17 protein-coding genes are annotated in these 20,664 nt (G+C 63.8%); 5 read left to right on the forward strand and 12 right to left on the reverse strand.

The features are described 5' to 3' along the window. Window position 1: 1 nt before the first annotated feature. The 6 genes from FBZ93_RS21865 to FBZ93_RS21890 form a co-directional block, all read right to left on the reverse strand. A complete protein-coding gene (locus tag FBZ93_RS21865; protein WP_146988363.1) occupies window positions 2-1,291 on the reverse strand; it encodes a M16 family metallopeptidase in 1,290 nt (429 codons plus the stop codon). Continuing rightward, window positions 1,291-2,706, reverse strand: a complete 1,416-nt coding sequence (thrC, locus tag FBZ93_RS21870) for a threonine synthase (protein WP_167529156.1) — start codon at window positions 2,704-2,706, stop codon at window positions 1,291-1,293. The genes FBZ93_RS21865 and thrC overlap by 1 nt, the downstream gene beginning before the upstream one ends. Before the next feature lie 417 nt (window positions 2,707-3,123). After that, window positions 3,124-3,750 (reverse strand): glutathione S-transferase family protein, encoded by a 627-nt coding sequence (locus FBZ93_RS21875; protein WP_146988367.1) that lies wholly within the window; start codon window positions 3,748-3,750, stop codon window positions 3,124-3,126. Between the two features lie 157 nt (window positions 3,751-3,907). Beyond that, window positions 3,908-4,198 (reverse strand): hypothetical protein, encoded by a 291-nt coding sequence (locus tag FBZ93_RS21880; RefSeq protein WP_146988369.1) that lies wholly within the window; start codon window positions 4,196-4,198, stop codon window positions 3,908-3,910. 13 nt (window positions 4,199-4,211) lie between these two features. Then, window positions 4,212-4,805, reverse strand: a complete 594-nt coding sequence (locus FBZ93_RS21885) for a GNAT family N-acetyltransferase (RefSeq protein ID WP_146988735.1) — start codon at window positions 4,803-4,805, stop codon at window positions 4,212-4,214. A gap of 429 nt (window positions 4,806-5,234) precedes the next feature. Beyond that, window positions 5,235-5,594: a hypothetical protein gene (locus tag FBZ93_RS21890; protein ID WP_146988371.1), complete on the reverse strand. Its 360-nt coding sequence runs from the start codon at window positions 5,592-5,594 to the stop codon at window positions 5,235-5,237. 386 nt (window positions 5,595-5,980) lie between these two features. Between FBZ93_RS21890 and FBZ93_RS21895 the strand changes: the two genes are divergently transcribed. Further along, on the forward strand, window positions 5,981-6,472 hold the full coding sequence (locus tag FBZ93_RS21895; RefSeq protein WP_146988373.1) for a hypothetical protein: 492 nt from the start codon (window positions 5,981-5,983) through the stop codon (window positions 6,470-6,472). Between the two features lie 27 nt (window positions 6,473-6,499). Here the strand turns inward: FBZ93_RS21895 and FBZ93_RS21900 are convergent, their stop codons facing one another. The 5 genes from FBZ93_RS21900 to FBZ93_RS21920 all read right to left on the reverse strand — a co-directional run bounded on the left by FBZ93_RS21900 (window position 6,500) and on the right by FBZ93_RS21920 (window position 13,983). Beyond that, window positions 6,500-8,944, reverse strand: a complete 2,445-nt coding sequence (locus FBZ93_RS21900; protein ID WP_146988375.1) for a penicillin acylase family protein — start codon at window positions 8,942-8,944, stop codon at window positions 6,500-6,502. A gap of 231 nt (window positions 8,945-9,175) precedes the next feature. After that, a complete protein-coding gene (gene glpK, locus FBZ93_RS21905; protein ID WP_146988377.1) occupies window positions 9,176-10,678 on the reverse strand; it encodes a glycerol kinase GlpK in 1,503 nt (500 codons plus the stop codon). A gap of 251 nt (window positions 10,679-10,929) precedes the next feature. Then, entirely contained in the window at window positions 10,930-11,949 is a 1,020-nt protein-coding gene (locus FBZ93_RS21910) for an SGNH/GDSL hydrolase family protein (RefSeq protein ID WP_146988379.1), read from the reverse strand. A 16-nt stretch (window positions 11,950-11,965) separates the two neighbouring features. Continuing rightward, window positions 11,966-12,739, reverse strand: coding sequence for an SGNH/GDSL hydrolase family protein (locus FBZ93_RS21915; RefSeq protein ID WP_146988381.1), 774 nt, complete (start codon window positions 12,737-12,739; stop codon window positions 11,966-11,968). Further along, window positions 12,736-13,983 carry an OpgC domain-containing protein gene (locus FBZ93_RS21920; RefSeq protein WP_146988383.1) on the reverse strand — a complete coding sequence of 416 codons (1,248 nt, stop codon included), beginning with the start codon at window positions 13,981-13,983 and terminating at the stop codon, window positions 12,736-12,738. The genes FBZ93_RS21915 and FBZ93_RS21920 overlap by 4 nt, the downstream gene beginning before the upstream one ends. A 273-nt stretch (window positions 13,984-14,256) precedes the next feature. Between FBZ93_RS21920 and apaG the strand changes: the two genes are divergently transcribed. Further along, on the forward strand, window positions 14,257-14,655 hold the full coding sequence (apaG, locus tag FBZ93_RS21925; protein ID WP_146988385.1) for a Co2+/Mg2+ efflux protein ApaG: 399 nt from the start codon (window positions 14,257-14,259) through the stop codon (window positions 14,653-14,655). A gap of 57 nt (window positions 14,656-14,712) precedes the next feature. Here the strand turns inward: apaG and FBZ93_RS21930 are convergent, their stop codons facing one another. Next, on the reverse strand, window positions 14,713-18,252 hold the full coding sequence (locus FBZ93_RS21930; RefSeq protein ID WP_146988387.1) for a chemotaxis protein CheB: 3,540 nt from the start codon (window positions 18,250-18,252) through the stop codon (window positions 14,713-14,715). A 142-nt stretch (window positions 18,253-18,394) separates the two neighbouring features. Here FBZ93_RS21930 and FBZ93_RS21935 point away from each other — a divergent pair, with 142 nt between their 5' ends. The 3 genes from FBZ93_RS21935 to FBZ93_RS21945 all read left to right on the forward strand — a co-directional run bounded on the left by FBZ93_RS21935 (window position 18,395) and on the right by FBZ93_RS21945 (window position 20,659). Further along, window positions 18,395-19,399, forward strand: a complete 1,005-nt coding sequence (locus FBZ93_RS21935; protein ID WP_146988389.1) for a chemotaxis protein CheB — start codon at window positions 18,395-18,397, stop codon at window positions 19,397-19,399. A 77-nt stretch (window positions 19,400-19,476) separates the two neighbouring features. After that, window positions 19,477-20,253 carry a Crp/Fnr family transcriptional regulator gene (locus tag FBZ93_RS21940; protein WP_246667587.1) on the forward strand — a complete coding sequence of 259 codons (777 nt, stop codon included), beginning with the start codon at window positions 19,477-19,479 and terminating at the stop codon, window positions 20,251-20,253. Further along, window positions 20,246-20,659, forward strand: coding sequence for a DUF6894 family protein (locus FBZ93_RS21945; RefSeq protein WP_146988390.1), 414 nt, complete (start codon window positions 20,246-20,248; stop codon window positions 20,657-20,659). Before FBZ93_RS21940 ends, FBZ93_RS21945 begins: the two co-directional genes overlap by 8 nt. The last annotated feature ends 5 nt before the right edge of the window (window positions 20,660-20,664 follow it).

Consider the following 20,664-nt stretch of genomic DNA (forward strand, 5'->3'; position numbering starts at 1 on the left):
TCTAATGCAGCAGCGTCTTTGCCTTCGACTGCGTCAATCCTTCCGCAAAAGACACCGCCGTGTCCAGACCTCTTCCGCTGCCGAGGGCAACAACGGCGGGCCGGCTGCGCGACAGCAGCGCGCGGGCGGCGTTGCGGCTCGATTCGACGCTGACCGCATCGATCCGTGCCACCAGCTCCTCCACCGTCTGCGGCCGGCCATAGGCTAGCACATGGCGTGCCAGCTGCTCGGCCCGGGATGAACAGCTTTCCAGCGCCATCAACAGCCCGGCCTTCATCTGCGCCTTGGCGCGCGCGACCTCGGCCTCGGTCAGGGTCTCCACGGCGTCATTGATGACGTCGACGATGACTTCCATCATCTCCGGCGCGTCGGCCGGATCGGTCCCGGTGTAGAGGCCGAAGAAGCCGGTGTCGGTGTAGGGGGCGTGGAAGGTGTAGATCGAGTAGCACAGCCCGCGCTTCTCGCGCACCTCCTGGAACAGCCGCGACGACATCCCGCCGCCCAGCGTGTTGGTGAAGACCTGCAGCGAGAACAGCGACAGGTCGGTCTGTGGCACGCCTTCCAGCGCCAGCGTCAGATGCGCCTGCTCGAGATCGCGGTGCACCACCTTTGAGCCGCCCTTGCCGAACATCGCCGGCTGCGGTTTCGGCGCCGGCGTGGCGTCGAAGCTCGCGAACTTCTGCGTGACGTCCTCGACGACCCGCTTGTGGTCGACGGCGCCGGCGGCGGCGACCACCATGTCGGGGGCGCGGTAATGGGTCGAGAGATAGCCGCGCAGCGTATCGCGGTTGAAGGCCTTCAGCGTCTTGGCGGTGCCGAGCAGCGAACGCCCCATCGGCTGGTCCGGGTAGCAGAGCTCGTTGAGATGCTCGAACACGACGTCGTCGGGCGTATCCTGCGCCGCGCCGATCTCCTGCACGATGACGCTCTTCTCGCGCTCGAGCTCGTCCGGCACGAAGGTCGGGTTGGCGAGGATGTCGGAGAGCACGTCGAGCGCCAGCGGCACGTCCGCCTTCATCACCCGCGCATAATAGGCCGTGGTCTCGGTCGAGGTGCCAGCATTGAGGTCGCCGCCGACCGCCTCGATCTCCTCGACGATTTCGCGCGAGGAGCGCCGCGCGGTGCCTTTGAACGCCATGTGTTCGAGCAGATGCGAGATGCCGTGTTCGTTCGGCTTCTCGTCGCGACCGCCGACCCCGGCCCAGACCCCAAGCGCCGCGGTTTCCAGATGCGGCATGGTGTCGGTGACCACGGTCAGGCCGCTCGGCAGCTTGGTGATCTCAACGCTCATCAGGCAACTCCCTGCTTGGCGGCACGGCTGACCGACAGCACGAAGCGCTCGACCTCCGCGGCATCATTCTTCATGACCGTCATCTGCTCGGATTTCGTCATCAACCCGCCGAGCCAGGCCGGCAGCTGCGGACGCACGCCGCAGGCGGCCTCGACCGCGTCGGGGAATTTGGCCGCATGCGCGGTCGACAGCACGATGTTCGGGATCTTGGAGTCCGAAGTGTCGCGATCGGCGACCGCGAGCGCCACCGCGGTGTGCGGATCGACCAGATCGCCGGCCTCGCGCCAGGCGGCGCGGATCGCCGCCGCCGTCTCGGTCTCGTCGGCGCGGCCGGCGTCGAAATCGCGGCGCACCGCGGCCAGCGTCGCATCCGGCAGCACGAAACGGCCGGACTGCTTCAGCGAGGCCATCAGACGGCGGACCTGATCGGCATCGCGGCCGCTCGCCTCGAACAGCAGCCGCTCGAAATTCGAGGACACCTGGATGTCCATCGAGGGCGATGCCGTGGCGTGAACCTCGCGCACCTCGTAATTGCCGGTCTTGAGCGTGCGCGGCAGGATGTCGTTGACGTTGGCGGCGATCCGCAGCCAGCGGATCGGCAGCCCCATGCGCTTCGCGACATAGCCGGCGAAGATGTCGCCGAAATTGCCGGTCGGCACCGTGAAGTCGACCGTGCGCTGCGGCGCGCCGAGCGCCACCGCCGAGGTGAAATAATAGACCACCTGCGCCACGATGCGCGCCCAGTTGATCGAGTTGACGCCGGACAGCGCCACCGCGTCGCGGAAGCGATGGTTGTTGAACATCTCCTTCACCAGCGCCTGGCAATCGTCGAACGTGCCTTCGATCGCGAGCGCGTGGACGTTGGACGCGCCGGTCGTCGTCATCATGCGACGCTGCACCTCGGAGATGCGCCCGTTCGGGAACAGCACGACGAGATCGACATTGTCGAGATTGGCGAACGCCTCGACCGCGGCGCCGCCGGTATCACCCGAGGTTGCGACCACGATGGTGGTGCGCTGCGCGCGCTTGGCCAGCACGTGATCCATCAGCCGCGAGATCAGCTGCATCGCGACGTCCTTGAACGCCAGCGTCGGCCCGTGGAACAGCTCGAGCAGGAACTGGTTCGGCCCGGCCTGGTCGAGCGGCACCACCGCGGGATGGCGGAACGTGGCATAGGCTTCGTTGGCCATGCGGCCGAGCTCGGCATCGGAAATCTCGCCGGCGGCGAACGGCCTGATGATCTCGACCGCGACCTCCCAATAGGGACGGCCGAAGAATCCGGCGATGGTCTCATGCGACAGCTGCGGCCAGGTCTCGGGCACGTAGAGCCCGCCGTCGCGGGCAAGCCCGGTCAGCATCACATCGCAGAAGCCAAGCACCGGGGCCTCACCCCTGGTCGAAATATACCGCGTCAAACCGCCCTCCAAAGGCTTCGATCCGAGCCTTAAGCCTTTGATATCATGGATTTATCGAGTTCGCCGCATGCGGACCGAACGGTTCACCATAGAAGATCGGGCTCACAATGGGTAGCCCGAAGCACGCGCCTCGGGGGGCGCGGGGTGCGGCGGGTGACGTTGTCTCTCGATCGACCGTCCACCGTCCGCGCCGCATTCACCGATGTCGTCCTGGCGAAAGCCAGGACCCATAACCACCGCGCTCGGCGATGAACGGGATAGCGGCCCCAGCGCCGCACAACAATTGACATTCGGGGTAATGGGTCCTGGCTTTCGCCAGGACGACACTGAGTTTGCTGCACGGCATTTCTTCGTCGTTCCGGGCTCTCGCTTCGCGAGCCCCGGAATGACGGCGGAGAGAGGTCGGCGATATACGCCCTACCCTTTCGGCGGCGCCAGCGGCTGCACGATTTCCTGGAACGGCGGCAGCGCCTCGCAGCGGGCGGCGTGGGCCTTGAGCGCCGGATAGCGCGCATCGAACAGATGCGGATGCGCCTCGCCGGTGAAGCGCAGCGCGCAGGCCACCGCGATATCGGCATGACCGATGCGATCGCCGAGCCAATACGGCGACACGACCGACGCACGCACCTGCTCCAGCACCGCGAGCACGCCCGATATCTGCGCTTCGCAACGCTCGACCCAGAGCTTCAACTGCTCCTTGCGCAGCACGCGCTCATAGACAAGGCTCACCGCCTTGTCGGCGAGCCCGGTTGCCAGCGCCGTGATGCGCAGATGCTTGCGCCGCTCGGGCCCCGACCGCGCGATCATCGCCTTCTCCGGCCCGACCAGCTCGTCGAGATAATCCAGGATCGCACCGCTCTCGATCAGCGCCTCGCCGTCGTCGAGCACCAGCGTCGGCACCCGCCGCACCGGATTGTACGCTGCGACCTTGTCGGCATCGCCGAAGGTCGACCACGGCTTGTGCTCGAACGGCAATCCATAGAGCCGCAACGCAATCGCGGTGCGGCGGACAAAGGGCGAGTCGTACTGGCCGATCAGGAACATCTGTCATCTCGAAGGTCATGCCGCGGCAGGCCTTTGCTCTCGAAAGCAGGGCGTTCGAGATGTGGCGGCCAAGCCAGGGTCAGAGGTTGCGCTTTGCACCATCCTAGATGGGCTGCGCGGCATTGCAACATGCGAGGGATGCGGGAATGCTGCAGCGTCACTCGGCAAGAAGCGTTGGCAACACGCCCGACCGTGCCAGCTGTGCCGCCGCGTGCTCAATGTTTGCCCGCGTTACAGATTTAACGACCACCAGATTCGGCTCAAAGAATATGCCGCCGCGCTGCAATTCATCCTCTATCTCCTGACCGAGACGCGCCGCGTCATAGATATTCAAGCGGTACCTTTTTCCCGAAGCGTTGATCGACGCTTGCGAAAACCAGCCCTTTGCCTCCACTTCCCATTCGTAGTCTGCAAAGTCCGCCGGCAGTTCCAGTGAAAAATCTGACATATCATCCTCTTCCCTACCCAATCACCGGCACATGCCGCGCCGCATCGCGCGGCAGTTTGCCATTGAGCCTCGGATCATCCGCTACCTCGATCTGCCGCTTGAAGGCACGAAAGCCGGAGCGCTGGTAGAACGCGACGGCTGCGGGATGATCGAAGGTGCAGGTGTGGACCCAGACTCGGCTGACGTCGCGCGCCCACGCGATCTCGAGCGCACGATTCATCAAGAAGCGCGCGGCGCCGGTGCCGATGAATTTTGCGGTGACGCCGAAATAGAGCAACTGGCATTCGCCACCCACGCTGAAATCGAGTTCGAGCAGGCCTTCATCCTGGCCATCCACGACCAGCCCGTAGAGCTCGACGCCGGGCGCGTGAATCCGCGAGGCGAGATCGGCGTCGTCGAGCCCGGTGCGGGTGAACCACAGCCACGCCTCGCCGACCCGGCGGTAGAGATCGCGGTACCAATCGAGCGCGGGCGAATCGACCTTGCGCAGGCGCCACACGCCCGGCGGATCGTCGCGCAGTGGCGGGCGCGCAGTCATTTCCAGATGTGTGACGACGGCGGCGATCTTGCCATGAGGGATGTCGGAGTAACCGTCGGGCAGCAGCATTAAGCGACCTTTGTTTCTGCGTATCGGTCGGAGATATTCGCATGTCGCGGCAGATGCAATGCAGAGCGCAACAAGTAGAGCGCACAGCGCTTGCCACATACTCACCGTCGTCCCGGCGAAGGCCGGGACCCATAACCACCGATGCCAATTGTTCTTGCGCGCTGGGGCCACAACGCTGTTCAACAACGCAACCCTGTGGTTATGGGTCCCGGCCTTCGCCGGGACGACAGCGGGTTTGTGGCGCCCTCCTCCTCACCCAACGGCAAGCTCAGCGACGACACGCCGCGCGCGATGCTCAAGGTGCAGGAGAAGCAGACGAGCTAACCAACGACATCCGCTGTCGTTCATTCGAACGTCCAAGTCCAATGAGCGGGTAGACCTGCTTGAGCTCGCTTTGAGGGAGGGCTCCCCATGCCCTCCCGCATTCCGTTAATTGCCAACCCACACATTGCCGTAAGCGTCGAAATCGTCCTTCGGCTTGTAGCCGGAATCGCGCAGGTTCCGCATGTGCATCGCGTGGTCGCTGACATCGCCATTGAGACTGGCGTTGGCGTTGAGCACCGCAGGGCTCAGCGCGGTACCCATCACGAGATGATGATGGTGGGTCCGGTGTCCTGCCGTTCGAGCATCAGCAAGTGCCGCCGTGGAGAGAGAAGCAACTGCGATCGAAACAAGAATGATTTTCGTCATGGTCAGCTCCTGTGAATTAACCAGTCGAGCTTTCAATCGCTTCCGGAAAATTCGTTCTCGCGCCGCATGTGAAAATCGCCACAGCGCGGTGTCGATCACGATCGATCAGACTAGCAGGCGGAAGCCACTGCTTCTTGGACCGCCGCGCACTGCGCAACGAGAAGTCCGTGCGCAAATCGCAAACGCTCGCTGCAGGAGATCCAGCTGCGTCACCAGGTTGATGGCACAAAGTGAATAGTGGGTCCCCCGCTTTCGCCGGGACGACGGCGGCGTTTGTGGCGTGGCCTTGCGGCTTCCCTTACCACGACATCGGCTTGATCGCCTCCGCGGTTGCCGCTTCCACGGCCGGCCGGCCGATCGATGCAAATGACGCCGAGGCGACATCCATCCAGCAAAACCCTAGATCAACCAATGATTGTATGATTCCGTTAAGCCACGGACTTTAGTTTCAAGAGCGAAATGGCGACCTTCCGACGGAGGCGAGTTTGTCAAATATCGAATCAAGCCCAAGCGTTGCCCGGGTCGCTCCTCGCCAATACTCCTTCGGCCAAGCAGCCATAATATTTCTGGTCGTCAATCCGCCGATATCCACGCCATTGTTCTTCCTGACGACAACGATCGCCAATCACGACTCGCTTGCCGACAAGATCGACGCATCCCTGGGAATGCTCCTCAACGTCTACGGATGGTTCACCTGCTATGCCATCGGCATTGTCCCATCGCTCATCACCGCCCGGGCTTATTTTAAGAGCTACGATTACCGGAGACCTGCCGGCCTCCGGCTCCTTGTCGCGACACTGCTGGGAGCGCTTGTCTATTTGATCGTGTACTTGCTGGCCCTGTTCTTCCTCGAGGGCGGCAAGATCCTACTCATCGACCTGGTGTTCTCGCTCTACGGCGCGGGTGCAGGCGCGGTGGCGACCTTCATTTGCGCGTTGATCATGGAGACCTCCGTCAAGCCGATGCAGACGAGGTGACGACGGCGGAACTCCCGGCGTCTCCCCTCACCTCGGCGTCAGCGTGATCGCCTCCGCCGTCGCCGCTTCCACCGCGCCGCGGCTGTAGAGCAGTGGGACGTATTGGCCCGTCGCCCAGAGCGGGGCGAGGTCGCGGTAGTGGCCGCTGAAGGGATCGCCGGACTGGCCGGGTGTGTTGATGGTGCGGCTCGCATCCCAATTGCCGACATCGAGCACCATGCGGAACGAAGCGCCCGCGGTGAGATGATAGTCGGAGCGGCGATAGGTGGCGGCGCGCGGCACGTTGGCGGCGCCGCCATAGGCGAGCGGACCAACCTGCATCTGCGCCGCGGTCGTCTTGTCGGCGAGCGGCATCAGCGCATGATCGAATTTTGCAACATGCAACCGGCCCCAGCGCCACATGGACGCATCGCTCCCGAGCTTGTCGGTGACATCGGCGACGGCCGCGCCGAGGCTGTCGCGCAGCACGCGGTCGCGCTCCGCCGCCGGATCACTGCCGAGCGCGGCGTCCGGCTTTTCGAGATAGGCCACAATGGCGGAGATGCTGGAGGCTTCGGGCGCGATCAGCTCGGCCGCCTTCGGCGCCGTGGTCTTGAGCAGCACCGGGCCGAGATGGTTTGCGATCCACACTTCATAGACAGCGGCCGCGGCGCTGTCCTCGGTGTCGCGCGCATCCCATGCCTTGAGCAGGTCGAGACCCTTCTTGACGTTGGCATCGTCAGACGTGAGCGGCCTCAAGAGCGCGACGAGGCGCCGGGCGAGCATGCCGGTGTCGTCGTTCTGCAACGCCATCGCGTCGGCGAGCGTCACCTTGTTGTTGGCTTGCAGCACCTCGGTGATGCGCTGCCAGCGCGCGCTGTCGGCCCATTCGAAGCCGACCCGGCGCTCGCCCACCGGATAGTCCGCCGGCAGGTTCATCTGGTTGGCGGTGGCGATAAAACCCTGCTTCGGCTGATACAGTTTCGGCAATTCGTCGAGCGACAGAAAACCCTGCCACTCGTAGCGGCCGTCGCCGGGCACCGGCATCAGGCCGTCGAAGCTGGTGCGGCGCGGCGTCTTGCCGGCCGCGACCCAGCCGATATTGCCTGACGTGTCGGCATAGACCTGGTTCTCCGACGGCGCACCCCAGCGCCGCATCGCGCCGAGGAAGCCGTTCCACGACTTCGCGGTCATGTAGTCGGAGGAGCCGAAATAGGCCGAGGTGCCCGGCTCGAACCAGATCGAGCGCACGGCGAAGGCATGCTTCTTGTCGGCGTCGACGAAGATCACCGGACCGTGGCGGGTGAACTTCAGCTCGAGGTCGCGGTCGGCTTCGCCCTTCACCGCTTCCTTCTCATGCACGATCCGCATGTCCTCCCAGCCCGTGCCGTAGCGATACTGGTTCGGATTGTCTGACTTGAGCTCGTAGACGTAGAGGTCTTCCTGGTCGACGTTGAAGATGGTGAGGCCGAAGGCGATGGTGTCGTTGTGACCGATCGAGATGCCCGGCAGCGCCGGCTCGCCGGCGCCGATCACCGAGATGCCGGGCGCGTTGAGGCCGACGATGTAGCGCAGCGACGGCACCGAATGTTCGCGATGCGGATCGTTGGCGAGGATCGGGCGCCCCGTCGCGGTGCGCGATGCGGCGATCACCCAGTTGTTGGAGCCGATGGTGTCGCGCTGCTGATCGGCCTCGGCCAAAAACCGGTCGGGATCGTGCGCCAGCGCCGCCTTCTGGTCCTTCGGGGCGGCGAACTTCACCGGGCGCGTGGCGAGGTCATAGGCCGCGAGCACGCCTTTCGGCACGCTGCAGGGATCGAGGCCATCCGGAATCTTGGTGATCCACTCCGGCTCCAGCTTGACGCGGAAGCGATCGGCATCGAGGCCCGCGGCGCAGGCGACCAGCGAACGCTTCACCTCGGAGGCGACGTTGCGCGTCAGGCTATGGCTGCGAACGCGCACGACATCCTCCGCCGACCACAAATCCGGCTTCGTGCCCGCGATCCTGAACTCGATCGGCAGCGGCCGCTTGCCCGCGTTGACGTCGGCGACATAGGCGTTGACGCCGGCGACGAACGCCTCGGCATAGGATTTCGCCTTCGGGCCATAGGCGGCCCATTCCGCGGTCATGTCGCCGCGATAGAGGAACAGCCGCAGCGCCTTGTCCTGCTCTGCATAGGCGGGACCAAAGTCTTTCGCCAGCAGACCAAGCCCGCGCTTGCGCCAGAGATCGATCTGCCAGAGCCGGTCGCGCGCGGCGTTGAAGCCTTGCAGGAAGAACAGGTCGTGCTCGTTGCCGGCATAGATGTGCGGAATGCCCCAGACATCGACCAGGATCTGGCCCGGCGCCTTCAGCCCGGCGACGTCGGTCTTGACCTCGCGCGCTGAGACGAGCGGGCTGGCTTTCTCGCGCGCCGCGGCGGGAGCTGCGAGCATCGCGGTGCAGAGCGCGGCGGTGAGTAGCTTGGTGACGCGGTTGATATCCGTGTTCATGTTGTTCTCCCGATGGTTGTTATTGGTTGGAAGTCAGCATCCGCGGTGACGGTTTGCTCCCTCTCCCGCTTGCGGGCCGCGACGAGCAAAGCTGGGGTGGGGTATTGCCGGGATGGGACTAGTCGTGATGCGGAGAGAGCTCCCACCCGCCGCGCTACGCGCGTCGACCTCCCCCGCAAGCGGGAGAGGTGCAGCGAGTCTGTCGTGCCAGTGATTCAAACTTCACCCTGCCTACTCCCCCTCGTCGCTCGCCAGCACGCCCTTCACGGCGCGGGCCCAGCCGGCGAGCTTGCGCGCGCGGGTCGCCTCGCTCATCGCCGGCCGGAAGCGGTGCTCGAGCCGCCAATTGTCGGCGAACTTCGCCGGCTCCGGATAGACCCCGGCCTCGAGGCCCGCGAGATAGGCAGCCCCGAGCGCCGTGGTCTCCTGGATCATCGGGCGGTCGACCGGCGCATTGAGCAGATCGGCGAGCCGCTGCATGGTCCAGTCGGATGCGGTCATGCCGCCATCGACGCGCAGCACGGTGTTGGCGGCGTTCGCCTCCGGCCAGTCGGTGCGCATCGCGGCCCACAGGTCGAAGGTCTGGTAGCAGACGCTCTCCAGCGTGGCATGCGCGAGCTCGGCCGGGCCGGTGTTGCGGGTGAGGCCGAACAGCGCGCCGCGCACGCGCGGATTCCAGTACGGCGCGCCCATGCCGACAAAGGCCGGCACGAGGTAGACGCTCTGCATGCTGTCGGATTTGTCGGCAAGCGGTCCGGTCTCGGCGGCATGCTTGATGATGCCGAGCCCGTCGCGCAGCCACTGCACCGCGGACCCGGCGACGAAGATCGAGCCTTCGAGCGCGTAGGTGCGCTGTCCGCCGAGCTGGTAGGCGATGGTGGTGAGCAGCTTGTTCTTCGAGGCCACCGGCGTGGTGCCGGTGTTGAGCAGCGCGAAGCAGCCGGTACCGTAGGTCGACTTCATCATGCCGGGCTCGAAGCAGGCCTGGCCGATGGTCGCGGCCTGCTGGTCGCCGGCAATCCCCGAGATCGCGATCGGGCCGCCGAACAGATCAGCCGTGCTCTCGCCGAATCGGGCGGAGGAATCCTTCACCTCGGGCAGCATCGAGCGCGGCACACGCAGGAGGTTGATGAGGTCGTCGTCCCAGGCGCCGGTGTGGATGTTGAACAGCAGCGTGCGCGAGGCGTTGGTCGCGTCGGTCGCGTGCACCTTCCCGCCGGTGAGCCGCCACAGGAGGTAACAATCGACGGTGCCGAACAAGAGCTCGCCGCGCTCGGCGCGCTCGCGGGCGCCCGGCACGTGGTCGAGGATCCAGGCGACCTTGGTGCCGGAGAAATAGGGATCGATGATCAGGCCGGTCTTGGCCGAGATCGCGGGCTCATGGCCCTCCGCTTTCAGTTTGGCGCAGATGTCGGCGGTGCGACGGTCCTGCCAGACGATGGCGCGGTGCACGGCCTGGCCGGTGGCGCGGTCCCACACCACGGTGGTCTCGCGCTGGTTGGTGATGCCGATCGCGGCGATATCCTTGGCCTTCAGCCCGGCCTTCTCCAGCGCCTCGCGGCACACCATCACGGTCGAGGTCCAGATGTCCTCCGGCTCGTGCTCGACCCAGCCGGAGGCCGGGAAATGCTGCGGAAACTCCTGCTGCGCGACCGCGGCGATGGAGATGTCGCCGCGAAACACCATGGCGCGCGACGATGTGGTGCCCTGATCGATGGCCAGCACGAAAGACATGAGCGTTTCCCTTGAGGCTTGGTAGCAGGCGCCAAGGGAGCGGATTACCGCGGCGAGGTCAAGCAGGGGAAGCTGGGATGACGAGACTTTTGGGCAGGCGCGCCGTTTCCTCCGGCGTCATTGCGAGGAGCGAAGCGACGAAGCAATCCATCTATCGGCGCAAGCGGACAGATGGATTGTATCGGCGCAAGCGGACAGATGGATTGCTTCGCTTCGCTCGCAATGACGGCTGAAGCAGCAGGGCCGCCCGATCACATCGGCCGGTAGGTCCTGACATCAGACGGGACATTGACGCCGATCTTGATCGCGCCGACCGAGCGGATGATGTCGTCGCCGAGCAGCTGGGCGAAGCAGGCATAGCCCCAGTCGTTCATGTGCAGGCCGTCGGCGATGACGAAATCGTTGATCGGGATCGCCTGCTTCTCGTGCCAGTCGCGCATCACCTCGAAGCGCGGGAAGATGCCGACATGGCGCAGCGCGGCGATGCGGCCGAGCAGCTTCACCATGCCGCGCGCGCTTTCCGGACGCTCGGTGACGCGCGGCGAATATTGCGGATCGACCAGCACGAGGTCGGCGCCGTCGGCCTGGATGCGCGCCACGCCGTCCTCGACCTGCTTGGCGGTCTCGACGGGATCGAGGTTGCGCAGCACCGCGTTGGTGCCGACCTGCCAGATCACCATGTCGGGATGCATGTCGATCACTTCGGTCTGCAGTCGCTTCATCATCTCGGGCGCATCCTCGCCGCCCTTGCCGCGGTTGAGCACGGTGATGTCGGCGGAGGGATATTGCCGGCGCAACTGCGCGGCGAGCCGGTTCGGATAGGTAAATTCCGGTGCCGACGAACCATAGCCCTGGGTCGAGGACGAGCCGAACGCGATGATGACGACCGGCTTGCCGGCGGCGAGCTTGGCCGCGACATGCGGCAGCGAGCCGGTGCTGTTGGGCACGCCGGTCGGCTGATGACAGGGCACGCGGTGGAAGATGTCGGAGGCCGACTTCGCCACCTGCTTCACCCTGTCGAGCGCCTTCGCGGCGACGCTCGGTTGCGGCTGCGGATTGGCCGCGTCGGCTTCGACCGTGGCGGGCTTGCTTGCTTCAGGCTTGGCGGCCTCGGACTTCGTGGCGGCACCCGACGACAGCGCCGCATGCTGGTCGGCCTGGCCGGACTGCGCGCGCGACGGCACAACCGCAAGCGGCGCGAGCAGCGCCAGCACTGCCGCGGCGCACAGGCTCCGCGCTAGCGAAGCGCGAAAAGGGAAGGCAAAACGCATCACAACTCTGCTTCCTCTAATTCTGCTGCACCGGGCCGAGATGGGCCGCATCGATCACGAATTTCGCCAGGGCGCGGCCGAGACAGGTATGAACCTTCTTGGCCAGATCGACACCGTGCGCGGTGCTGAACAGGTCAAAATATCCGGCGTCGCTCCATTGCTTCATGATCGCGAACCGGTCGAACAGCGGAACGTCGTGCTGCTGCGCCACCACCTTGATATTGTCGAGATAAGGCGGTGCAGAGATCATCGTCTCCGTGCGCGGGCTGTATTGCAGATTGACCAGCACCACGTCTGCCCCGGCGCCCCGCAGCGCAACAACGCCGTCGTTGATGGCGGTACGGAAGTCGTCGGGATCGATCGCTCGCATAGCATCGACCGTCCCGGTCTGCCAGATAACCAAAGTAGGCTTTTTTGCCTCAACAAGCTTAACAAGGGTTCCCGCGGTCTCTTCCGCGGTGCTTTTTGCCTGTAATTCTACGGATAAATCGATGGTTGCCGCCGGAAACGCCTCCTTCAGCGCCGCCTGCATCGTGGCCGGATAAGCGCTCGCCTCGTTGCCGGGGATGGTCGAGGAGCGGCTGCCCACCACCAGCACGTTGAGCGGCTGATTGGCCTTCACCGCATCGGTGACCTTCGGCAGCGAGCTCTCGCTCGCCAAGAGATAGGCCGGCACGTCGCAGGGCGGTGCCGGTGGTGCAGGCTCGGGGGTGTCGCCGGCGCGCGCGGGCGCTGCCGCCAAAGTGGCGGCCAGCAGCATCAGGCCCAGCATTGTCCGCGCGGACTTCATGCTCCCCCTCCCGCCAGATCGGCGTTGCCGGTGGCACCTTTTTTCGAGGCGCCTTTGTCGGCGGAGTGCTTGTACCACGAAATAATCCACGCCATGCCCCACATGATCAGGATGCCGCAGACGCTGATCAAGGCGTGCAGCGCAGCACCGCCCGAGACTTCGGCCAGCACGAAGTGACCGGCAAAGGCGAGGAAGACCCCGAGACAGAATATCTCAAGCGAATGCTGGCCACACAGGATCAATGGTCGCAGCCAGCGCGATTTCAACCCCGGCCAATCCCGGGGCAGGAAGCGCACGGTGAGGGCTGCGAGCGCCAGGAAATGCGCGAACCGCAGCACGTCGAGGTCGGTCTTGTTGATCGGATACATCCACTGCTCGATCACCTTCGGCATGATGTGGCCGAGCTGCGGCACGTACCAGGTCAGCGTCACGAAGAACGCGGCGACGAGATAGACGATGCAGATCCACATCGTGATGTTCGACGACAGGATGCGCGACATCCGCCGCGCGCCGCCGAGCGCGCACCAAGCGCCGAACACGAACAGCAATTGCCAGGCGAACGGATTGAACGCCCAGAAGCCGTTCGGATAGGCCGAAAGGTAAAGATCGAACTGCCAGGTCAGCGCGTAGAGCAGCACCGACAGGCCGAGCGTGACGTCAGGCTTCCATTTCATCAGCCACAGGATCAGCGGCAGGAACAGCATCAGCACGATATAGAGCGGCAGCACGTCCATGTTGACGGGGCGGAAGCGCAGCAGCAGCGCCTGAACGATGGTGACGTCGGGCTGCTTGAGGAAGTCCATGATCCCCATTTCCTCGCTGTACAGCGGGTTCTCGAACGAGGTCGCGACATAGGAGATCTCGGCGAGGAAGATCGTGAACAGGAAGACGTGCGCGACATAGATCTGCCAGACCCGGCGCAGGATGCGCGCGGTCGCGATCACGAAGCCGCCCTCCAGCATCGCGCGGCCATAGACGAAGGCCGCGGTGTAGCCGGAGATGAAGATGAAGATCTCGGTGGCGTCGGAGAAGCCGTAATTGCGGATCGTCAGCCAGGTCAAAAGATTGGTCGGCAGATGATCGATGAAGATCAGCCACAGCGCGAGCCCGCGGAACAGATCGAGCCGCAGCTCACGCTCACCGGTCGCCGGCAGCGTGATCGCGGGCGCCGCCGCTGCAACCTTCGCCTCGGCTTTGGCGTCAGCCACCGGCGAACCGGCTATGGGATCGGCAATCGAGCTCATCAAACACCGTGTCAGCTGCGGACGCCCGCATGCCGTGCTGAAAACATAATATCGGTCCGCGACTTGCCGACAAAGCGCAGAGTGCGGCGACATGCGGCCGCGCTTTAGAGCGGAACTATGTTGAAAGCGCGATGAACGGACCGTCCACGGGGCCGGGTTTTCACAGCCTGGCAGGCGATTGGTTCCGGCTGACCAATTGGCTATGATGGCGCCCAGATTGAGCGTGATCCGGTCGAAACCGGATCACGCACCAAGACCATCGGATTGAGCCGTATGTACCGCGCCGTTACCCGCCAGATCGAAGTCACCGTCGAGCCGAACTTCATGCCCGAGCGCTCGTCGGTCGACCGGCGCGAGTATTTCTGGTCGTACAAGATCGTGATCGTCAATTCCGGCCCGGAAACGGTGCAGCTGCGGACGCGGCACTGGATCATCACCGACGCCACCGGCCGCCGCCAGGAGGTGCGCGGCGAGGGCGTCGTCGGCGAGCAACCGGTGCTCGCGCCCGGCGAGCGCTTCGAATACACCTCAGGCGTGCCGCTGCCGACCGCCTCCGGCTTCATGACCGGCAGCTACCAGATGGTCACCGAAGCCGGCGAGCGCTTCGAGATCGACGTGCCGACGTTCTCGCTGGACAGCCCGAGCCCGGACGGGAAAAGGGTGTTGAACTAGGCCGCGGCCGCCAATGATCCTCTTTTGCCCGGCGTGGCAGCAGGCGTCGTATTCTGCTCAGCCGAGGCGCTCGCGATCGTCCAGGCTGGCCTTCGGGATCGGCAGCTCGATCGTGCAGACCGTTCCGTCGGGGCCGAATTCGCGGCGAACTACGGCATGTGGGATCGCCTTTTCAATGAGCTCGCTTCCAAAGCCGGCCGTCTCCGGTTGCTTGACGGCCGGACCGCCACTTTCGCGCCAGATGACCGTCAGAAGCGGTTGATCGCCCTGGCTGCGCAATGTCCAGCTCAGATCCACGGTACCGGTCTGTTGCGAGAACGAACCATATTTGGCCGCATTGGTTGCCAGCTCATGGAAAACCAGGCCGAATGGCGTTGCCAGATCGGGAGGCAGGAAGACTGATCCGCCCTTGACCTTGATCCGTTCGTTGTTGCCGGAGGTGTAGGGCTCAAGTTGTCTGCGCGCCAATGTTGCGAGATCGGCCCCCTTCCAGTCGGAGTCCACCAGCAGCGAATGGGCCCTGGCCAACGCCGCAAGGCGGCCATCCAACCTCTCGGTGAATTCATCGTAGGATTTGCTGAAGCGCCGGGTCTGATGCGCGATCGACTGGACGACCGTCAGGGTATTCTTGACCCGGTGCGTCAGTTCGCGCAGCAACAACTTCTGCTGCTCTTCCCACGCCTTGCGTTCGCTCACATCGCGTGTGCTTTCGAGAGCGAGCCGTCGCCCGTCAATCGTCTCGAGGACGATGCGGCTCTCAACCGTCAATTCCCGGCCATTTTTGGTCTTGTGTTGAAGTTCGCCGGTCCAGTTGCCTTCATCGAGCAACTTGCTCCGCAACTCGGCGAATGATCCTCCGGGCACCATCGTGCCCAACAGCTGGTTCTTTCGTTTTCCAACCGCCTCGTCACGGCTATAGCCGTAGAGCTGCTCGCTTCCACGATTCCACGCGAGGATGCCGCCGTCATAGTCCCAGATGAATATCGGATCGCGCGAAAGCTCGACGAGCTGCGTCTGCTGCCGGAGCTGGCGTTCGCTGATCCTGAGCGCATCTTCGGTATGACGGCGGTCCGTCATGTCGACGAAGGTGAGGACGATCCCGTCGATCTTGTCGTCGACCGTTCGATAGGGGCGCAGGCGGACGTCGTACCAGCGCCCGTTGCGACTGCGGATTTCATGTTTGATCGGAGAGAGATTGGCGAGCACCGCATGCGCGTCACTGACAAGGTTCTGGTATTCCAGTCGATGCGCGAAATCCGCAATCGGGCGACCTTCGTCGCTCGGCGTGATGCTGAACAGGTCCGTCACCTGCTGCGTGAAACGCTTGATGCGCAGGCTCGAGTCGAGGAACAAGATCCCGAAATCGGTCGCCGCCATCAGGTTCTGGAGATCGCTGTGCGCGCGCGACACCGCCTCAAGCTTCAGCTTGAGCTCGCTGTTCACGGTCTGCAATTCTTCGTTGATCGATTGCAGCTCTTCCTTGCTGGTCTCCAGCTCTTCGGAGGTCGAACGATATTCCTCGTTGATGGATTGCAGCTCTTCGTTGGCCGCGCGCAATTCCTCGTTGGCGGCGTCGGATTCCTCCCGGGTCGTCCGCAGCCGTGTCTGGGTCTGCTGAAGCTCCTCGCGCAGCCGGGCGACGATTTCCTTGCTGGCATCGTTCGCCGAGATGGCCCCTTCGATGGCGTTGTCGACCCGATCGCCCTCGATGAACAACACCACGGCGCTGCCGGCCCCGTGATCGTCGTGGTCGTCGAGCGGCTTCACATGCATCAGCACCCGATGCGGCGCGCCGTTGAAGCGGACGGGGATCGGCAGGCTGAGCCAGGGCTGCGAGGTTTCGAACACCCGGTTGAGGGCCGACCGCAGTTCGAACCGCAATTCCGGCCGCACCAGATCGATGATATTGCCGCTCAGCGGTCCGCCGGACGGTTGCAGGAAACGCCCGGCATTGTCGGACATGTGCAGCACGCGATGCAATTGATCGACCAGAATGCTCGGTGGCGCGAGCTTTTCCAGCGCCTGGCGGTGCGCCGCGGCTTCATTGAGCAACGACGTCGTGCTTGGCGGCCTGATCGGATTCGCGGCCTGTTCATGGATCAGGCCAACGCTGCCGAGCAGGCGCGGCAACAGGCGCAGTTCGCCCGGGCTGGCCGAGGACTGGTAGATGCGCGCCTTGCGGTCAAACGTGCGGAACTGGCCGGGCGGATGGTCGGCGCTTTCCGACGTGCCCAGCATGAGAAATCCATCCGGATTGAGGGCATAATGGAAAGTGTTGCACGCCAGCTCCTGCAATTCGCGATCGAGGTAGATCAGGAGGTTGCGACAGGCGATGAGATCGAGTCGCGAGAAGGGAGGATCCTTGAGCAGGCTGTGACTGGCGAACAGCACCAAATCGCGTAGTTCCTGACGAACGCGATATTGATCTCCGTCCTTCACAAAGAAACGCCGCAAGCGATCCTCGCTGACGTCCGTCTCGATCGCTACCGGATACATGCCCTCACGCGCAATGGCGAGCGCCCGGGCGTCGATATCCGAGCCGAACACCTGGATGGTAGGCCGGATGTCCTGCCGCGAGGCCTGCTCCAGCAGCAGCATGGCGATCGAATACGCCTCCTCGCCGGTGGCGCATCCGGGGACCCAGACACGGATCGAGCGATCGCTCAGCTTGCCGTTGAACAGTTGCGGGATGACCTGCAGCTCGAGAGCCCGGAACGCTTCCTTGTCGCGGAAAAACGATGTGACCGAAATCAGCAGGTCACCCAAGAGCGCCTGCGCCTCATCGGTATTGTCGCGCAGCACGTCGTAATAGTCCTTGGGGCTATCTGCCCGCGTGACCTGCATGCGCCGCGCGATCCTGCGCAGGATGGTCGCCCGCTTGTATTTGGAGAAATCGTGCCCGGTGCGAACCCGGACATGGGCGAGAATGCGCCGCAGCAGATCCGCGTCCAGGCCGCGCAGTCCTCCGCCCGGCCCTTCATGATTTTTTTCCCGCACCAGTTCGGTCAGACGTTGCGCGATTTCGCGTATCGGCAAAACGAAATCCGCGATGCCGGTTGCGATTGCGCTGCGCGGCATCGAGGGGAATTCGGCCTCGTTGGGGTCTTGCACGAGGATGATGCCGCCCGATTCCTTGACCGCCCTGACGCCGACCGAGCCATCGGACCCGGCGCCGGTCAGGATGACCGCGCAACCATCCCCGTGCTGTTCCGCAAGCGAGCGGAAGAACAGGTCGATGGGTGCCCGCTTGCCGCGCGGCTCGTCGAATTCTGCGGTGGCGATTTCGTCGTTGGTGATATGCAGCCGCCGGTCGGGCGGGATCACGTAGACGTGGTCCGCATTGAGCGGGATCGGTTCTCCGACCTGGAGGACAGGCATATGCGTGCGCGCGGCCAGGATGTTCGACATCTCGCTGCGCAGATCGGGGTCGAGATGCACCACCACGACGAAGGCGGCGCCGGTCTTCTCGGGCAATGCGGCAAACAGTTGCTGTAATGCCTGGACACCGCCGGCGGAGGCACCGATCCCGACGACCACCGTCCTGGCGAGGTTCGGCTCAGTCGTTTCGTCCCGTTCCTCGTCGCTGGTATCGGCCATCAGGCAGTCTCACTTACATTTTCGGTCGAGTCGGGATTTTGCTAATCTTATCACGAGTTTCGGCAATGAATTTTCTAATTGGGTTGATTTCGGAACCAACGCGTCACGCGGTGGTTCCCACCTCGGGGCCGTGGAGCATTTCATGGCAAATCGCGACATTTTGGCGATAGGCACCTCCGCCGGCGGGTTCGACGCGCTGCGCTTCCTTGCCGGTGAATTCTCGCCTGATTTCCCGGCTTCCGTTCTGGTGGTGATCCATCTGCCCAGCCAGTTCCGCTCGACCCTCGATGCGATCCTGACCCAGGCGGGCCCGCTGCCGGCCAGCTTCGCCGTGGATGGCGAGAAGCTTGAAAAAAGCCGGATCTATATCGCGCCGCCCCAGCGTCATCTCCTGGTGGACAGCGATCGGTTACGACTGGGATCGGGGCCACGCGAGAACAATGCCCGGCCGGCGCTCGATCCGCTGTTCCGCTCCGCGGCCCGGTGCTGCGCGCCGCGGTCGGTCGGCGCCGTCCTCACCGGTACACTGGGCGATGGCGCGGCCGGCCTGTCGGCGCTCAAGCAATTCGGCGGCATTACGGTGGTGCAGGACCCGGGCGACGCCGCCTTCCCGGAAATGCCCACCAACGCCTTGATGCGTTCGCGACCCGACCACGTCGTCGGCCTGTCGGGAATGCCCGCGTTGTTCGAAGAATTGGTGCGGCAGCCTGCGGGCCAGCCGGTGCCGGTCACAGGAGCCATCGACTATGAAGTCAACCTCGCAAGCGGCGGACAAGCCAGCATGAGTGAAATGGATCGAATCGGCCGGCGATCGGTACTGGCCTGCCCCGATTGTCACGGCGTCATGTGGGAAATCGACGAAGGCGAACTGATCCGCTATCGTTGCCACGTCGGTCACGCCTACACGGCTGAGCTCATGAGCCTCGCCCTCGACGACAATCTGCGGCGGGCGCTGAGCAGCGCGTTGCGGGCACTCGATGAACGTATTGCGCTGGCCAGGAAGCTCGAGAGAGAGGCGAGTCTCGGCGGCCGAACTCAGAGCGCCAGGTCCTGGGCCAGCAAGGTGCGTGAGTTCGAGCAGGAGGCAAAGGTCATCCGCGATTCGATCGGCCGTACCGACGAAATAGCTGCGCGTTTCGCCGAGTAACGCCGGCTCCAAGTGCAAGAAGGAGTCTTTCGGGTTCTACGGAATCATATCGGTGACCTCGGATCGGAGGGTTCGCCATGTTTGACACAAGAGACAAATCATCGATGCCGCTGAGCCCTCCAGCGCTTCTGAGCAAGCTCGCAAGGCGGTTGATGCTATCGCCATCCGACCAAAAGGCCCTCCTGGCTGCCGCTTCACCGCCGCGACACGTAGCCAAGGGCGATCATCTGATCGAGGAGGGCCAGAAGACCACATCATTGGTGATTCTTTGCAGCGGAATGGCTCGCTCTCTCAGAACGCTGGAGGACGGAAGCCAACAGATTGTCGCGATCTTCGTCGCAGGAGAAGCGCTGAATCCGGGTGAGCTCATGTTTCCTCGTTCCCGCACGGCAATCTCCGCGCTCACTCCAGCGACCTCGTTACCGATTCCGCTCGAGAAGCTAAATCAGCTCGTTTCCGAACGGCCTACCATCGCGCGCGCATTGTGGTGGGAGACGGCTGCGCAAGCGGCGATCCAACAGGAGTGGATGGTCTGGCTTGGACGACGCTCCGCCTCGGTCAGATTGGCGCATTTATTGTGCGAAGTGTCTTACCGCCTGCAAGCTGGCGATCAAGACGCTAAGGATGCCTTCGATCTTCCGCTTACGCAGCATGAACTCGCCGACATCCTCGGACTTTCGACCGTCCATGTGAACCGAACCCTGCAAGTCCTGCGGAGTCGGAACTTGATCGAACTGAGCCGGAACCGGCTCACGATCAGGGACAAGGCCGGACTTTATGAGATCGCGGAGTTCGACATTCAATACCTAAGCGGACTGAAACAGCTCGACGCAGGGGAGAGCCAAAATGCCTAGGTTCTTTTTCAATCTGACCTCACACGGCAACGTCACGTTAGATGAAACCGGAACGGAGTTTCCGTCGCTTGAGGCTGCCTATTTCGACACCTGTCAGGCCATCCTGGACATCGCCTTCGAAAAGCTGCGCGCACGGCAAGATCCTGCAACGGACAGTTTCGAGATCACCGACGAGCAGCGAAGCGTATTGATGCTGGTGCCGTTTTGCGAAGTGCTGTTGCCCGCGCTTGCAAAAGACAAGCCGGTGAGACTGAAAACGATCCAGTTACTCGACAACTGCCGGGATCAGTTTGCGCGGAGCGCGGCATTGCAGGCCGATATGCGCGCGGAATTCGAACAGGCGAGAAAGACATTCAGTGACATTCGCGCGAATCTGGCGCGCATTGCCTCTCACACATCCGGGTAGAGCCG

It is taken from the genome of Bradyrhizobium macuxiense (assembly GCF_007993935.1).
In the GTDB taxonomy this organism is placed as follows: domain Bacteria; phylum Pseudomonadota; class Alphaproteobacteria; order Rhizobiales; family Xanthobacteraceae; genus Bradyrhizobium; species Bradyrhizobium macuxiense_A.

Excerpts from the sequence above, each read along its gene's own strand:
- FBZ93_RS21875 (WP_146988367.1), bottom strand. The coding sequence starts at position 3,750 with ATGTTCCTGATCGGCCAGTACGACTCGCCCTTTGTCCGCCGCACCGCG.
- apaG (WP_146988385.1), top strand. The coding sequence starts at position 14,257 with ATGTACCGCGCCGTTACCCGCCAGATCGAAGTCACCGTCGAGCCGAAC.
- FBZ93_RS21910 (WP_146988379.1), bottom strand. The coding sequence starts at position 11,949 with ATGCGTTTTGCCTTCCCTTTTCGCGCTTCGCTAGCGCGGAGCCTGTGC.
- FBZ93_RS21915 (WP_146988381.1), bottom strand. The coding sequence starts at position 12,739 with ATGAAGTCCGCGCGGACAATGCTGGGCCTGATGCTGCTGGCCGCCACT.
- FBZ93_RS21930 (WP_146988387.1), bottom strand. The coding sequence starts at position 18,252 with ATGGCCGATACCAGCGACGAGGAACGGGACGAAACGACTGAGCCGAAC.
- FBZ93_RS21935 (WP_146988389.1), top strand. The coding sequence starts at position 18,395 with ATGGCAAATCGCGACATTTTGGCGATAGGCACCTCCGCCGGCGGGTTC.
- FBZ93_RS21865 (WP_146988363.1), bottom strand. The coding sequence starts at position 1,291 with ATGAGCGTTGAGATCACCAAGCTGCCGAGCGGCCTGACCGTGGTCACC.
- FBZ93_RS21945 (WP_146988390.1), top strand. The coding sequence starts at position 20,246 with ATGCCTAGGTTCTTTTTCAATCTGACCTCACACGGCAACGTCACGTTA.
- FBZ93_RS21880 (WP_146988369.1), bottom strand. The coding sequence starts at position 4,198 with ATGTCAGATTTTTCACTGGAACTGCCGGCGGACTTTGCAGACTACGAA.
- FBZ93_RS21920 (WP_146988383.1), bottom strand. The coding sequence starts at position 13,983 with ATGAGCTCGATTGCCGATCCCATAGCCGGTTCGCCGGTGGCTGACGCC.
- FBZ93_RS21885 (WP_146988735.1), bottom strand. The coding sequence starts at position 4,805 with ATGCTGCTGCCCGACGGTTACTCCGACATCCCTCATGGCAAGATCGCC.
- FBZ93_RS21900 (WP_146988375.1), bottom strand. The coding sequence starts at position 8,944 with ATGAACACGGATATCAACCGCGTCACCAAGCTACTCACCGCCGCGCTC.
- FBZ93_RS21940 (WP_246667587.1), top strand. The coding sequence starts at position 19,477 with ATGTTTGACACAAGAGACAAATCATCGATGCCGCTGAGCCCTCCAGCG.
- glpK (WP_146988377.1), bottom strand. The coding sequence starts at position 10,678 with ATGTCTTTCGTGCTGGCCATCGATCAGGGCACCACATCGTCGCGCGCC.